This window comes from Marinobacter sp. AL4B, assembly GCF_019916045.1.
Classification (GTDB): Bacteria; Pseudomonadota; Gammaproteobacteria; order Pseudomonadales; family Oleiphilaceae; genus Marinobacter.
This window is the reverse complement of record NZ_JAILWZ010000011.1, coordinates 1,270,680-1,286,295: the sequence shown is the minus strand read 5'-3', so window position 1 is coordinate 1,286,295 and position 15,616 is coordinate 1,270,680. Positions and strand designations below refer to the sequence as shown.

11 protein-coding genes, 2 tRNA genes and 3 rRNA genes are annotated in these 15,616 nt (G+C 52.7%); all 16 read left to right on the top strand.

Translation table 11 applies throughout. The features are described from left to right. Positions 1–148 precede the first annotated feature (148 nt). Positions 149–1,689 (top strand): 16S ribosomal RNA (locus tag K5L82_RS09995). Positions 1,690–1,802: 113 nt separating this feature from the next. After that, a tRNA-Ile gene (locus K5L82_RS09990) sits at positions 1,803–1,879 on the top strand. A 119-nt stretch (positions 1,880–1,998) separates the two neighbouring features. Beyond that, positions 1,999–2,074, top strand: a tRNA-Ala gene (locus tag K5L82_RS09985). Between the two features lie 317 nt (positions 2,075–2,391). After that, positions 2,392–5,283, top strand: a 23S ribosomal RNA gene (locus K5L82_RS09980). 83 nt (positions 5,284–5,366) lie between these two features. Next, positions 5,367–5,482: ribosomal RNA gene (rrf, locus tag K5L82_RS09975) — 5S ribosomal RNA — on the top strand. Together the 16S, 23S and 5S rRNA genes with 2 tRNA genes alongside form the textbook arrangement of a ribosomal RNA operon. Before the next feature lie 180 nt (positions 5,483–5,662). Then, the gene (locus K5L82_RS09970) at positions 5,663–7,213 is read left to right on the top strand and encodes a 2-isopropylmalate synthase (protein WP_223133988.1); all 1,551 of its coding nucleotides are present in this window, start codon (positions 5,663–5,665) and stop codon (positions 7,211–7,213) included. Positions 7,214–7,257: 44 nt separating this feature from the next. Next, positions 7,258–8,052 (top strand): hypothetical protein, encoded by a 795-nt coding sequence (locus K5L82_RS09965; protein ID WP_223133987.1) that lies wholly within the window; start codon positions 7,258–7,260, stop codon positions 8,050–8,052. Beyond that, a complete protein-coding gene (gene rimI, locus K5L82_RS09960) occupies positions 8,019–8,513 on the top strand; it encodes a ribosomal protein S18-alanine N-acetyltransferase (RefSeq protein ID WP_262492566.1) in 495 nt (164 codons plus the stop codon). The genes K5L82_RS09965 and rimI overlap by 34 nt, the downstream gene beginning before the upstream one ends. A gap of 59 nt (positions 8,514–8,572) precedes the next feature. After that, positions 8,573–10,153, top strand: a complete 1,581-nt coding sequence (gene prfC, locus K5L82_RS09955; protein ID WP_223133986.1) for a peptide chain release factor 3 — start codon at positions 8,573–8,575, stop codon at positions 10,151–10,153. A gap of 21 nt (positions 10,154–10,174) precedes the next feature. Next, positions 10,175–10,963, top strand: coding sequence for a TatD family hydrolase (locus K5L82_RS09950; RefSeq protein WP_223133985.1), 789 nt, complete (start codon positions 10,175–10,177; stop codon positions 10,961–10,963). Positions 10,964–11,172: 209 nt separating this feature from the next. Next, on the top strand, positions 11,173–11,601 hold the full coding sequence (gene rplM / locus K5L82_RS09945) for a 50S ribosomal protein L13 (protein WP_114333849.1): 429 nt from the start codon (positions 11,173–11,175) through the stop codon (positions 11,599–11,601). Between the two features lie 12 nt (positions 11,602–11,613). Beyond that, the gene (gene rpsI, locus K5L82_RS09940; RefSeq protein ID WP_133006426.1) at positions 11,614–12,006 is read left to right on the top strand and encodes a 30S ribosomal protein S9; all 393 of its coding nucleotides are present in this window, start codon (positions 11,614–11,616) and stop codon (positions 12,004–12,006) included. A gap of 238 nt (positions 12,007–12,244) precedes the next feature. Continuing rightward, positions 12,245–12,841 carry a ubiquinol-cytochrome c reductase iron-sulfur subunit gene (petA, locus tag K5L82_RS09935; protein WP_133006425.1) on the top strand — a complete coding sequence of 199 codons (597 nt, stop codon included), beginning with the start codon at positions 12,245–12,247 and terminating at the stop codon, positions 12,839–12,841. Beyond that, entirely contained in the window at positions 12,841–14,073 is a 1,233-nt protein-coding gene (locus K5L82_RS09930; protein ID WP_133006424.1) for a cytochrome b, read from the top strand. The genes petA and K5L82_RS09930 overlap by 1 nt, the downstream gene beginning before the upstream one ends. Then, positions 14,073–14,828 carry a cytochrome c1 gene (locus K5L82_RS09925; protein ID WP_133006423.1) on the top strand — a complete coding sequence of 252 codons (756 nt, stop codon included), beginning with the start codon at positions 14,073–14,075 and terminating at the stop codon, positions 14,826–14,828. Before K5L82_RS09930 ends, K5L82_RS09925 begins: the two co-directional genes overlap by 1 nt. 107 nt (positions 14,829–14,935) lie before the next feature. Further along, positions 14,936–15,571, top strand: coding sequence for a glutathione S-transferase N-terminal domain-containing protein (locus tag K5L82_RS09920; RefSeq protein WP_223133984.1), 636 nt, complete (start codon positions 14,936–14,938; stop codon positions 15,569–15,571). The last annotated feature ends 45 nt before the right edge of the window (positions 15,572–15,616 follow it).

Below are 15,616 nucleotides of genomic sequence, written 5' to 3'. Positions count from 1 at the left end.
GCTCAAACGCTCTTTAAAAAGTTGACCAAGTAATTCGTGTGGGCGCTGGCCGAGGTATTTCAGATACGAAATATCAGGACAGTGACTCGTCGAAAATTGAGTTTTGTCTTGAGCAAGAATTAAGAATCTTCGGATTCTTGTATGATTTAAACTGAAGAGTTTGATCATGGCTCAGATTGAACGCTGGCGGCAGGCTTAACACATGCAAGTCGAGCGGAAACGATGATAGCTTGCTATCAGGCGTCGAGCGGCGGACGGGTGAGTAATGCTTAGGAATCTGCCCAGTAGTGGGGGACAACAGTCGGAAACGGCTGCTAATACCGCATACGCCCTACGGGGGAAAGCAGGGGATCTTCGGACCTTGCGCTATTGGATGAGCCTAAGTCGGATTAGCTAGTTGGTGAGGTAAAGGCTCACCAAGGCCACGATCCGTAGCTGGTTTGAGAGGATGATCAGCCACATCGGGACTGAGACACGGCCCGAACTCCTACGGGAGGCAGCAGTGGGGAATATTGGACAATGGGGGCAACCCTGATCCAGCCATGCCGCGTGTGTGAAGAAGGCTTTCGGGTTGTAAAGCACTTTCAGCGAGGAGGAAGGCTCTAAAGCTAATACCTTTAGGGATTGACGTTACTCGCAGAAGAAGCACCGGCTAACTCCGTGCCAGCAGCCGCGGTAATACGGAGGGTGCAAGCGTTAATCGGAATTACTGGGCGTAAAGCGCGCGTAGGTGGTTGAGTAAGCGAGATGTGAAAGCCCCGGGCTTAACCTGGGAACGGCATTTCGAACTGCTCGGCTAGAGTGTGGTAGAGGGTAGTGGAATTTCCTGTGTAGCGGTGAAATGCGTAGATATAGGAAGGAACACCAGTGGCGAAGGCGGCTACCTGGACCAACACTGACACTGAGGTGCGAAAGCGTGGGGAGCAAACAGGATTAGATACCCTGGTAGTCCACGCCGTAAACGATGTCAACTAGCCGTTGGGGATCTTGAATCCTTAGTGGCGCAGCTAACGCACTAAGTTGACCGCCTGGGGAGTACGGCCGCAAGGTTAAAACTCAAATGAATTGACGGGGGCCCGCACAAGCGGTGGAGCATGTGGTTTAATTCGACGCAACGCGAAGAACCTTACCTGGCCTTGACATGCAGAGAACTTTCCAGAGATGGATTGGTGCCTTCGGGAACTCTGACACAGGTGCTGCATGGCCGTCGTCAGCTCGTGTCGTGAGATGTTGGGTTAAGTCCCGTAACGAGCGCAACCCCTATCCTTGGTTGCTAGCAGGTAATGCTGAGAACTCCAGGGAGACTGCCGGTGACAAACCGGAGGAAGGTGGGGATGACGTCAGGTCATCATGGCCCTTACGGCCAGGGCTACACACGTGCTACAATGGCGTATACAGAGGGCTGCCAACTCGCGAGAGTGAGCCAATCCCTTAAAGTGCGTCGTAGTCCGGATCGCAGTCTGCAACTCGACTGCGTGAAGTCGGAATCGCTAGTAATCGCGAATCAGAATGTCGCGGTGAATACGTTCCCGGGCCTTGTACACACCGCCCGTCACACCATGGGAGTGGATTGCACCAGAAGTAGTTAGTCTAACCTTCGGGAGGACGATTACCACGGTGTGGTTCATGACTGGGGTGAAGTCGTAACAAGGTAGCCCTAGGGGAACCTGGGGCTGGATCACCTCCTTAAACGAAGCTGAATGCTTCGGTCAGAGTCCACACGAATTACTTGGTTAGCTGAATAAAGAGAGCAATTGGGTCTTTCAGGCCCGACTTGGCTTGTTATTGCAACAAGCAAAACCGGGTCTGTAGCTCAGGTGGTTAGAGCGCACCCCTGATAAGGGTGAGGTCGGTGGTTCAAGTCCACCCAGACCCACCAAAATCGCTCAGCTCAGCGTTATCGAATGACTTGCGTAGCAGGCTACGCGGCGCCATCCGATGCCTCGATCTGAACGATTTAGTTTTACTCACATAGAGTGAAACGACAATAGCTTAAATGGGGCTATAGCTCAGCTGGGAGAGCGCCTGCCTTGCACGCAGGAGGTCGGCAGTTCGATCCTGCCTAGCTCCACCAAAACTTTACTGACTAACTTCGGTTAGCAGTGTACAGAAACAAGTGTTTCGACCTAATGACAACGGTCATTCGTCGAAGTCCTTCTTTCTGATCACTGGGTCAGATTTGCTCTTTAACAAATTGGACGAGATAGAACACGAATATTCTTCTCTCATTATCTCCGAGAGAAAATATTCAAAGTGATAACGATTTCAAGCGTTATCCGGTGTTGTCGTTGAAGTGGTTGTTATATCGCTTCAAGTGACTGTCTCTTTTTAACTTGCATCAGGCTTGCCTGGTTCAAGTCTGAATCGAGCACAGTTGTCTTGGGGTTATATAGTCAAGCAACTAAGCGCATACGGTGGATGCCTTGGCAGTCAGAGGCGATGAAAGACGTGGAAGCCTGCGATAAGGTTCGGGGAGCTGGCAAACGAGCTGTGATCCGGACATTTCTGAATGGGGAAACCCACCCGATTTCGATCGGGTATCTTGCACTGAATACATAGGTGTAAGAGGCGAACCGGGGGAACTGAAACATCTAAGTACCCCGAGGAAAAGAAATCAACCGAGATTCCCTAAGTAGCGGCGAGCGAACGGGGACTAGCCCTTAAGCTAGACAACTGATAGGAGAAGGCTCTGGAAAGTGCCGCCATAGTGGGTGATAGCCCCGTATCCGAAATCTGAGTCTAGTGAAATCGAGTAGGTCGGCGCACGAGAAACGTTGACTGAACATGGGGGGACCATCCTCCAAGGCTAAATACTCCTGACTGACCGATAGTGAACCAGTACCGTGAGGGAAAGGCGAAAAGAACCCCTGTGAGGGGAGTGAAATAGATCCTGAAACCGTATGCGTACAAGCAGTCGGAGCAGACTTGTTCTGTGACGGCGTACCTTTTGTATAATGGGTCAGCGACTTATGTTCAGTGGCGAGGTTAACCGTTTAGGGGAGCCGTAGGGAAACCGAGTCTGAATAGGGCGATTTAGTCGCTGGGCATAGACCCGAAACCGGGCGATCTATCCATGAGCAGGTTGAAGGTTGAGTAACATCAACTGGAGGACCGAACCCACTGTCGTTGAAAAGCCAGGGGATGACTTGTGGATCGGAGTGAAAGGCTAATCAAGCCCGGAGATAGCTGGTTCTCCCCGAAAGCTATTTAGGTAGCGCCTCGGACGAATACCACAGGGGGTAGAGCACTGTTTGGGCTAGGGGGTCATCTCGACTTACCAACCCCATGCAAACTCCGAATACCTGTGAGTACTATCCGGGAGACACACGATGGGTGCTAACGTCCGTCGTGAAGAGGGAAACAACCCAGACCGCCAGCTAAGGTCCCAAAATACCAGTTAAGTGGGAAACGATGTGGGAAGGCTCAGACAGCTAGGAGGTTGGCTTAGAAGCAGCCATCCTTTAAAGAAAGCGTAATAGCTCACTAGTCGAGTCGGCCTGCGCGGAAGATGTAACGGGGCTCAAACTGGTTACCGAAGCTGCGGCTGCATACTTTGTATGCGGGGTAGGGGAGCGTTCTGTAAGCCTGCGAAGGTGAGTTGAGAAGCTTGCTGGAGGTATCAGAAGTGCGAATGCTGACATGAGTAACGACAATGGGAGTGAAAAACTCCCACGCCGGAAGACCAAGGGTTCCTGCGCAACGCTAATCGGCGCAGGGTGAGTCGGCCCCTAAGGCGAGACCGAAAGGTGTAGTCGATGGGAAACGGGTTAATATTCCCGTACCTTGGATAGCTGCGATGGAGAGACGGAGAAGGCTAGGTGAGCCGGGCGACGGTTGTCCCGGTTTAAGCGTGTAGGGAGTGGACTTAGGTAAATCCGGGTCCACAATCCTGAGACGCGACGACGAGTGCCCAAGGGCGCGAAGTCATTGATGCCCTGCTTCCAGGAAAATCTTCTAAGCTTCAGGCTATTCGGGACCGTACCCCAAACCGACACAGGTGGTCAGGTAGAGAATACCAAGGCGCTTGAGAGAACTCGGGTAAAGGAACTAGGCAAAATGGTGCCGTAACTTCGGGAGAAGGCACGCCGGCGTGTACGTGAAACCCCTGCGGGTGGAGCGGAAGCCGGTCGAAGATACCAGGCCCCTGCGACTGTTTATTAAAAACACAGCACTGTGCAAACACGAAAGTGGACGTATACGGTGTGACGCCTGCCCGGTGCCGGAAGGTTAATTGATGGGGTTAGCACTCGTGCGAAGCTCTTGATCGAAGCCCCGGTAAACGGCGGCCGTAACTATAACGGTCCTAAGGTAGCGAAATTCCTTGTCGGGTAAGTTCCGACCTGCACGAATGGCGTAACGATGGGGGCGCTGTCTCTACCCGAGACTCAGTGAAATTGAAATCGCCGTGAAGATGCGGTGTATCCGCGGCTAGACGGAAAGACCCCGTGAACCTTTACTATAGCTTCACAGTGAACTTTGAATATGCTTGTGTAGGATAGCTGGGAGGCTTTGAAACCAGGACGCCAGTTCTGGTGGAGCCAACCTTGAAATACCAGCCTGGCATGTTTGAGGTTCTAACTCTGACCCCTTATCGGGGTTGAGGACACTGTGTGGTGGGTAGTTTGACTGGGGCGGTCTCCTCCCAAAGCGTAACGGAGGAGCACAAAGGTGGGCTAAGTACGGTCGGACATCGTACGGTTAGTGTAATGGCACAAGCCCGCTTGACTGCGAGACAGACACGTCGAGCAGGTACGAAAGTAGGTCATAGTGATCCGGTGGTTCTGTATGGAAGGGCCATCGCTCAACGGATAAAAGGTACTCCGGGGATAACAGGCTGATACCGCCCAAGAGTTCACATCGACGGCGGTGTTTGGCACCTCGATGTCGGCTCATCACATCCTGGGGCTGAAGCCGGTCCCAAGGGTATGGCTGTTCGCCATTTAAAGTGGTACGCGAGCTGGGTTTAGAACGTCGTGAGACAGTTCGGTCCCTATCTGCCGTGGACGTTGGAGATTTGAGGAAAGTTGCTCCTAGTACGAGAGGACCGGAGTGAACGAACCGCTGGTGTTCCAGTTGTTTCGCCAGAAGCATTGCTGGGTAGCTATGTTCGGATAGGATAACCGCTGAAAGCATCTAAGCGGGAAGCCCCTTCCAAGATGAGATCTCCCTGAGGCCTTGAGCCTCCTGAAGAGCCGTTCAAGACCAGGACGTTGATAGGCTGGGTGTGTAAGCGCTGCGAGGCGTTGAGCTAACCAGTACTAATTGCTCGTGCGGCTTGACTATATAACACCCAAGACAATTGCGGATAACGCACTAAAGAAATCGTATTACGTTCCATCTCGTCCCCCAGTGATCAAACCGTTTTGTCTGACGACCATAGCGGCTTGGAACCACCTGATCCCATCCCGAACTCAGAAGTGAAACAAGCCTGCGCCGATGGTAGTGTGGCACTTGCCCATGTGAGAGTAGGTCATCGTCAGACTCTTAATACTAAAAACCCCAGCTTCGTACGAGGCTGGGGTTTTTTCATTTCTGGATGCCCAGTCTGTTACTTGCTGGTCAGTTCAATGACGTCACCGGCTTACGCTCCTGAAACTAAGAAGTGATATACTCGCGACAATAAACAGCACTTAAACATTTAGTTTCTGATGGGAGCCCGGCAATGGCTGCACCTGATCATTTGGTGATTTTCGATACAACTCTTCGTGACGGCGAACAAAGTCCCGGCGCGACGATGAATAAAAATGAAAAGCTTCGTATCGCCAAGGCCCTGGAAAAGCTGAGGGTCGATGTAATTGAAGCTGGCTTCGCCATTGCCAGTCAGGGCGACTTTGAGGCGGTCAAAGCCATTGCTGAAAGCATCAAAGAGTCAACGATTTGTAGTCTTGCCCGAGCACTCGATAAGGATATCGATCGAGCGGCAGAGGCGATCCGGCCGGCAGCTCAAGGGCGAATTCATACTTTCATTGCGACTTCGCCTATTCATATGCAGCATAAATTGCAGATGAAGCCGGACGAGGTCGTAGAGCAAGCGGTACGTGCCGTGAAGCGAGCGAGAAGCCACGTTGATGATGTGGAATTCTCCTGTGAGGACGCTGGGCGTTCAGAGCTCGATTTCTTGTGTCGTATTATCGAAGCGGCAATCGATGCGGGTGCGACGACCATCAATATTCCAGATACAGTGGGTTATGCCATCCCTGCGGAGTTCGGGGAGACGATACGCCAGCTGCTGAACCGTATACCCAATGCCGATAAGGCGATCTTTTCTGTTCACTGTCACAACGACCTCGGCCTCGCCGTGGCGAACTCTATCGCCGCGGTGACGAATGGTGCACGGCAGGTGGAGTGCACGATCAATGGCTTGGGCGAGCGTGCAGGTAACGCCTCCCTTGAAGAGATTGTGATGGCGGTACGCACTCGTAAAGACCTGTTCAATATTGATACCCGAGTAAACGCGGAGCACATTGTTCCCGCGTCTCGCCTGGTGTCGAGCATTACCGGTTTCCCTGTCCAGCCCAACAAGGCGATTGTTGGGGCTAACGCGTTTGCTCACGAATCCGGCATTCACCAGGATGGTGTGCTGAAGCACCGCGAAACCTACGAGATTATGAAGGCCCAAGACGTGGGCTGGCATACCAACAGTTTGGTGCTGGGTAAACACTCGGGGCGCAACGCGTTCCGCACCCGTTTGCAGGAATTGGGGATCCAGTTTGAGACCGAGACCGAGTTGAATGAAGCGTTCACCCGCTTCAAGGCACTGGCTGACCTTAAGCATGAAATATTCGACGAAGATCTGCAGGCCATCGCCAGTGATACCAAACAGACAGAAGAGGTTGGGCGCTATGGTCTGGTGTGCATGAAGGTTGCATCAGAAACAGGCGTTGTGCCAAAAGCAACGTTGACCATGACGGTCGATGGCACTGAGCATACGGTTACTTCTGAGGGCAGTGGTCCGGTTGATGCCGCCTTTAAAGCGATTGAATCATTACTAGATTCCGGTTGTAACCTGCAGCTTTACTCAGTTAACAACATCACCAGTGGTACCGATGCTCAGGGTGAGGTGACGGTTCGACTTGAACGTGGAGGGCGAATCGTTAACGGCGTAGGAGCGGACACCGACATCATCATCGCGTCGGCCAAAGCTTATATCGAGGCTCTTAACTTGGTAACTTCGGGCGGTATTCGTCAGCATCCGCAGGTTGCTGATGTCTGAGTTCGTGCGGCTGGCTTTACGACTAACGATTAGGTGTTGTTGATATGCATACCGAAGCGGCAAGGCAATTCTACCTCGGCGTCACCGGGGTCAGGATGTGGTATGCGCGCGAACCGCTTCCCGGCGCCGCGCCCAGCCCCGAGTACGACTTCAGTGAGTTCAACGATGAACCGGCCACGCCAGAGCTTGGTGTGGCTGCATCAGCAGCACCCGCGCAAAGTGATCCGGAGCAAGCTGCCCGTAGTCGCGACAAGATTGCTCACCTCCAGAGTTTGATGTCAGCGGTTGAAGCGCCAGCAAACTCGCCTCGACCAGCGGAGCCTGCTGAGCCTCAGCCTCAGAAAACTGCGATTGTAGGTAAAACGGATTCTTCTGAAGACATAGCTGTTCCCGATGAAGAGCTTCCGCGCGCTTCCGCTCATGTGCCCGAAGCTGTGCCGCGCGTGTTTATTCAGGCATGGCGGGGTAACCGCTTCTTGTTGATCGCAGAGATGTCCGAGGATACAAGCTTCTCGCTACAAGAGACATTGGCAGCGAACATATTGAAAAGTGTGGGAGAGGCATCACCTGTTGGGCTCGGATCTATCCACTGGCCTTTGTTCAATAATCTTAAAGTTTCGCTCAATCGCGTCGAGCATTTACTGGAAGCGATTTCCGCACGATACGGTGCCGAGAAAGATCGTCAGCTTGTGATTCTGGGTGACGAGAGCGATTTGCTAGAGCAGGCATTCGGGAAACCAGCGGCCGTAAGGTTTTCAGGGAGCTTGGCGAAGCTCGCATCCGATCCCTTGATGAAGCGAGAGCTATGGCAAATGATCAAGCCCCTCTCGGCTCTATGAGGGCCGACCAAGTTGCAGATTCCGGCATACGTCGGCTCACCCCAGGTGATCTGCCGCGAGTGATGGAACTGGAGCGGCTTGGGCATTCGCACCCCTGGACTGAGGGCATCTTCCGAGACTGCTTCAAGGACAGTTATCGGGTGTGGGCATACGTTTCCGAAAACGAGCTCGTTGGCTACACGATCATAAGTTATCAATTCGATGAGGCACACTTACTTAACGTGTGTGTACACCCGACTGTTCGAGGCATGGGGGTAGGGCGAAAGTTGCTCCAGCATGCGATAGCGGTCGCGGTCGAAGATGATTTGGCGTGCATGATTCTGGAGGTTCGTAAAAGCAATCGCGCAGCAACGTTGCTGTATCGAAGTGAAGGTTTTAAGCAGATTGGTGTCAGGCCAAAATATTACCCCGGGCCTTCGGGCGGCGAAGATGCGAGAGTCATGGAGTTGCAGTTCACCTAAGCCCCCGCTAGCCCGTATAATACCCCGTTTATCATCCATTCCATTCAGGCTGTTGTCTTATGTCTAACCTATCGAAGGAAGTGGCCAATCGCCATACCTTTGCGATTATCTCGCACCCGGATGCCGGTAAAACCACCATTACTGAAAAGGTACTGTTGTTCGGTCAAGCGCTGCAGAAGGCCGGTACGGTAAAAGGCAAGAAGTCTGGTCAGCACGCTAAATCTGACTGGATGGAGATGGAAAAAGAGCGTGGCATTTCAGTAACCACCTCGGTGATGCAGTTTCCCTATGGAGGAAAGCTTGTAAACCTGCTGGATACCCCAGGCCACGAGGATTTCTCCGAGGATACCTACCGTACCCTGACTGCAGTCGATTCGTGTCTGATGGTTATCGACAGTGCCAAAGGTGTTGAAGAGCGGACCATCAAGTTGATGGAGGTTACGCGTCTTAGAGATACCCCCATTATCACTTTCATGAACAAGCTGGACCGTGATACTCGTGATCCGATTGAGCTAATGGATGAAGTGGAAGACGTACTGAAAATTGCTTGTTCACCGGTGACCTGGCCGATTGGTATGGGCAAGGGCTTTAAGGGTGTGTATCACTTGGTCCGTGATGAAGTGATTTTATACCAAACCGGTCAAGGCCATACCATTCAGGAACGGCGTGTTATAAAAGGGCTGGATAATCCGGAATTGGAGGAAGCGCTTGGCGGCTATGCCGCTGACTTGCGGGATGAAATCGAGCTGGTGAAAGGTGCTTCGCACGAGTTTGATCAAGAGGCTTTCTTGGCCGGTGAGCTGACCCCCGTATTTTTCGGTACCGCGCTGGGCAACTTTGGCGTTGATCATATGCTTGATGGTCTGATCGAGTGGGCTCCAACGCCCCAGGCGCGTGCCACGGATGTGCGCACGGTTGAGCCCGAGGAGGAAGGCTTCTCTGGGTTTGTCTTCAAAATCCAGGCGAACATGGACCCCCAGCACCGTGACCGGATTGCGTTTGTTCGAATCGTTTCAGGCAGCTATAAGCAAGGTATGAAGGCGCGTCACGTTCGTATCGGTAAGGATGTTCGCTTTTCCGACGCCCTAACGTTCATGGCTGGTGACCGAGAGCATGCTGAGCAGGCGTTTGCGGGCGATATCATTGGCTTGCACAACCACGGAACCATCCAGCTTGGCGATACCTTCACTGCGGGCGAAGACATGAAGTTCACCGGTATTCCGAACTTTGCTCCGGAGTTGTTCCGTCGGATTCGTCTGAAAGATCCATTGAAAGCCAAGCAACTACAGAAAGGCCTCATTCAGCTCTCCGAGGAAGGCGCGGTTCAGGTGTTCCGGCCATTTAAAAACAATGACCTGATTGTTGGGGCTGTCGGCGTGCTGCAGTTTGATGTGGTGGTTGCGCGATTGAAGAGCGAGTACAAAGTCGAGGCTATCTATGAGCCGATCAACGTAGCAACTGCACGCTGGGTAACCTGTGACGACGAGCGCAAGTTGGAAGAGTTCCAGCGTAAGAACCAGGAGAATGTCGCGCTCGACGGTGGTGACCGGTTGGCTTACATCGCACCGACGATGGTAAACCTGAACTTGGCTCAGGAGCGTTACCCGGACGTTCAGTTCCATAAAACTCGAGAACACTGACGAAGCTTGGTGGAGCCACGCATGCGCCTGTTCGATGCCCATTGCCATTTCGACTTCCCGGAGTTTGATGAGCGCCGGGATCAAGTGTTGGCAGGTGCAAGGGCGCAGGGTGTAAACGGCTTGGTTATGCCTGGGGTCCGGTGCCCCGATTGGGGGCGGTTGGCATCTTTGTCAAAGCCTGAGGTGGGGCTGTGGTATTGTCTAGGCATCCATCCTTGGTTTGTGGGTGAGCATGGCGAGGAGGATCTGGAATCGCTAGAAGCTGCGCTCGAGAAAAGAGACCCAGGGTGCCTGGCTGTTGGGGAGTGCGGCCTTGACGGTCTGCGCGGCTCTATCGATGGCCAGAAGCCGTGGTTTGCGGCGCAAGTACAAATGGCCGCTCGTATGGATTTGCCGCTGGTGGTCCACTCTGTAAAAGCTCACGACCAAGTGGCTGCCCTTCTGCGGTCAGAGCGCTGGGACGGCCGCGCGCTGATTCACGGCTTCTCCGGAAGCTATCAGCAAGCCTGTCACTTTATTGAGTTGGGCTGCTATATTGGTGTGGGGGGAGTGATTACTCACGCCCGCTCAAAGAAGACCCGAGACGTAGTCGCTCGCTTGCCGTCTGACACGTTAGTGCTGGAAACCGACGCGCCGGATATGTCGCCGGCGGGAGTTGCTAAGGGGCAGAACTCCCCGGAATATATACCTGATATATTGGCCCAGCTGGCTCAACTTCGGGGCGAGCCTAAGGAAAGGCTTGCCGAGGTGGTGCTGGAGAATGCGAGTACACTCTACGGCCGGCCGGCCGATGTGTTGGCGCCAAATTAAGCGTTTTGTAGGGGATTTACGAGACAAGGCGACGTAGGGTTGGCTTTCTTTTGGGGTTCGAGTATACTTCGCGCCCTGGCTTTTCAAGGCGATGTCACTATCTCAGCCCCGAATAGTGCCAGCGCAAACTAGGTATGGACCTCCCCCGGATGCCTTGCATGTACCGGTGGTGGTTTCTAACGTTTCTTTTAGCGTTCAAGGCGGAATCAATGAAGACTCTGAGTGCGAAACCAGAAACTGTAAAACGTGACTGGTACGTTGTAGACGCAGCCGGCAAGACGCTGGGTCGTCTGTCAACCGAAATCGCCCTTCGTCTGCGGGGCAAGCATAAGCCTGAGTATACCCCTCATGTGGACACTGGCGATTATATCGTTGTTATCAATGCCAGCCAGGTGAAGGTTACCGGCAACAAGGCATCTGATAAGATGTATTACAGCCATACCGGCTTTCCAGGTGGAATCAAATCCATCAATTTCGAGAAGCTGGTTGACAAGGCTCCCGAGCAAATTATTCAGAAGTCTGTGAAAGGCATGCTTCCGAAAGGTCCGCTTGGTCGTGCCATGTTCAAGAAGCTGAAAGTGTACGCCGGCGCTGAGCACGCGCATGCCGCCCAGCAGCCCAAAGAACTCGACATTTAACGGAAGGCGAATATGTCTGTAGCACAAAATTACGGTACTGGTCGCCGCAAGTCGTCCACGGCTCGGGTTTTTATCAAGCCGGGAAGCGGTAACATTTCTATCAACGGTCGCACTATCGAAGAATTCTTCGGTCGTGAGACGCTTCGAATGATCGTGCGTCAGCCGCTGGTTGTTGCGGGTTCTGAAGATCGTTTCGATATCAATATCACAGTTAAGGGTGGTGGTATCAGTGGTCAGGCTGGCGCAATTCGCCACGGTTTGACTCGCGCCCTTATGGATTACGACGAAACACTGCGCCCATCGATGCGCGAAGCGGGTTACGTTACCCGTGACGCACGTAAGGTTGAGCGTAAGAAGGTTGGTCTGCGTAAAGCGCGTAAGCGTCCGCAGTTCTCCAAGCGTTAATCTGCACCTTGTGCCGATGGAAAAACCCGATCTTTTGGTCGGGTTTTTTTGTGCCTTAAGACTGTAAAAAATTTTGATCTGGCGCAGGGATAAGCCCGGCACTGGGCCTTTCTAACTTGTAAGCGAAGGTTAATTTCATTACCATTTCCTCGCTTATAATTTTGGGTTGTGAAGTCCTTTTCGAAGCGCAGTATCGGTGTTTCCGCGTCTGTGCCTCGCCTGATGGGAGAAAACCATAATGAGTAATGGCGACGTGAGCCAAGGTCGGCGCCGATTTCTAATCGGTGCCACATCCGTGGTAGGTGGTGTCGGCGTCGTCGGTGCAGCTGTTCCTTTCGTAGCGTCCTGGAATCCCAGCGCAAAAGCGGAAGCAGCCGGTGCACCGGTAACAATGAATGTCGACAAAATTGAGCCAGGTCAGCAGGTGACTGTTGAGTGGCGAGGCAAGCCAGTGTGGGTTGTGCGGCGGTCACAGGAAATGCTGGATCGTGTCGAGGAGATGACCCCTCGGTTGAAAGATCCAGAATCAACCGCAGCCAGCCAGCAGCCGGAATACATCAAGGGAGCATCACGCTCTCTGAAGCCGGAGCTTATGGTTCTGGTAGGCATTTGTACGCACCTTGGTTGCGTTCCTACCTACCGTCCGGAGGTGGCTCCTGCAGATTTGGGTGAAGAGTGGTTGGGTGGGTTCTTTTGCCCATGTCACGGCTCCAAGTTCGATTTGTCCGGCCGCGTTCTCAGTGGGCAGCCAGCTCCTCTGAACCTGGAAGTACCGCCTTATCGGTTCGATAACGATTCGACCATGACGATTGGTCTTGATCCGGAGGCAGCGTAATGCAAAAACTTATAAATTGGGTAGATGAGCGTCTTCCTATTGTTGATGCTTGGAACAACCACTTGGCGAAGTATTACGCGCCCAAGAACTTTAATTTCTGGTACTTCTTCGGCTCGTTGGCCATGCTTGTTCTGGTTAACCAGTTGGTTACCGGTATTTGGCTGACCATGAGCTACAACCCGTCTGGCGACGGCGCTTTCGCTTCCGTTGAATACATCATGCGTGATGTTGAATGGGGCTGGTTGTTGCGTTATCTCCACTCTACGGGGGCCTCTGCGTTCTTCGTGGTGGTCTATCTCCACATGTTCCGTGGCTTGATGTACGGCTCCTACCAGAAACCTCGTGAGTTGATCTGGATCTTCGGCATGCTGATTTATCTGGTGCTGATGGCGGAAGCCTTTATGGGCTACCTGCTGCCCTGGGGTCAGATGTCTTACTGGGGTGCCCAGGTTATTGTAAACCTGTTCGGTGCTATTCCGGTGATCGGTGAAGATTTGTCTTTGTGGATTCGTGGTGACTACCTGATTTCCGGTATCACGCTTAACCGCTTCTTTGCCTTGCACGTTGTTGCGTTGCCGATCGTTCTGTTGGCATTGGTTGTGCTGCACATCCTGGCGTTGCACGAAGTGGGTTCAAACAACCCTGACGGTATCGACATTAAGAAAAACAAAGACGAGAACGGCATTCCGAAAGACGGTATCCCGTTCCATCCGTACTACTCAGTGCACGACCTGCTGGGTGTGGCGGTGTTCTTCTTTATCTTCTTTATCGTGGTGTTCTTCTTCCCTGAAATGGGTGGCCTGTTCCTCGAGAAACCAAACTTCGAGCCAGCCAACAATCTGAAGACGCCGGCTCATATCGCTCCGGTATGGTACTTCACGCCCTTCTATGCGATGTTGCGTGCGGTAACCGTTGATCTGTTCGGTCTCGATGCCAAGTTCTGGGGTGTGGTTGTCATGGGTGCTGCGATTGCCATTCTATTCGTGTTGCCTTGGCTGGATAGAAGTCCGGTTCGGTCAATCCGCTACAAAGGCTGGCTGAGCAAGATTGCTCTGACGATTTTTGCGATCAGCTTTGTGGTGCTGGGTTACTTGGGTATCGTTCCGGCGACGGAAGGTCGTACCACCGCCGCCCAGATCTTGACAGCGTTGTACTTCGCGTACTTCATCCTCATGCCGTTCTACACGCGCATGGAGAAAACCAAGCCAGTGCCAGAGAGGGTGACAGGATAATGAGAAAGCTGATATTTGGTCTTTTCATAGCGATCCTGCCAGCGCTTGGGTTGGCAGCGGGTGGCTCGGTTCATCTGGATGAGATGACTCCGGATCATACTGACAAAGCGTCTTTGCAGCGTGGTGCGGCCTTGTTCACCAACTACTGCATGGGTTGCCACTCTATGGAGTACGCCCGTTACAAGCGTGTCTCTGACGATTTGGAGATTCCTGCGGCGTTGTACGAGGAGAATCTAATCTTCACTGGCGCCAAAATCGGGGAGTTGATGAAAAACTCCATGGACAAAGGTATGGCTGCGGGTTGGTTTGGTGCTCCGCCACCTGACTTGACGCTAGAGACTCGTCTGCGTGGCGAATCCTGGGTTTATTCCTACCTGCGTGGATTCTACAAAGATGACAGTCGTCCCTTGGGTGTGAACAACGTGGTCTTCGATCTCGTTGGTATGCCTCATGTGATGGTTGGTCTGCAAGGTCTGTGTGCGGTTAAGCCCAATATTGGCGTTAAGCCAAATGTTGAGCCCCTCAGTGGTAACATCAACAACAGTGATGTGTGCCCTGAGTATGCCATCGAAGGCAGCATGAATGGTGCTGAATTCGATCAGGCAATGTGGGATCTGACCAACTTCATGTCCTACATGGGTGACCCGGTAAAAGTTGAGCGCGAGCGTCTTGGTATTTTCGTGCTGATCTTCGTGGCCATCTTCTTCGTCTTCGCATACTTGCTCAATCGCGAGTACTGGAAAGACGTACATTAAGATTTAGGGTATAATCCTTAATCCTAGATTCCAGCGGTCCCTTCAAGGACCGCTGGTTTTTTGCGTTTACTGGATTGTTTCGATTTTTGAATCGTGAGGTAGCTTATATGGGCGTTGTGACCAAGCGGTCATCAATGACTTTTTTCTCGGACCCAAACAGCCATTACAGCCATCGTGTGCGTATTGTATTGGCGGAAAAGGGTGTTACCGTTGATGTTGTTGATGTGGAGCCGGACAACCCTCCGGCAGAATTGGCGGATATGAACCCGTACAACGCCGTACCGACATTGGTGGATCGTGATTTGGTTCTATACGAACCGAACATCATGATGGAATACCTGGATGAGCGTTTCCCGCATCCACCGCTTTTGCCTGTGTACCCCGTTGCACGAGCTAACAGCCGCTTGATGATCCACCGGATTCAGAAAGATTGGTGTGCTTTGGTTGATCAGATCGTTGCTCAGCCAAACGGTAAGGCTTCAGACGCCGCGCGTAAAGAGCTGAAAGAAAGCTTGCTGGCGACCGGCCCTCTGTTTGCGGAAATGCCGTTCTTCTTGTCTGAAGAGTTCACCATTGTGGATTGCTGTATTGCGCCGATCTTGTGGCGTCTGCCGGCGCTCGGTATCGAACTGAGCGATAAAGACAAGCAGGCCAAGCCGCTGCTCAAGTATATGGAGAGTATCTTCAGTCGCGAAGGCTTTAAGGCTAGCCTTTCTGATCTTGAAGAAGATATTCGCAGCTGATGGCATAGCGCCCGGCTTCCAAATCAGGAGTTGTTGTAGTGTCTG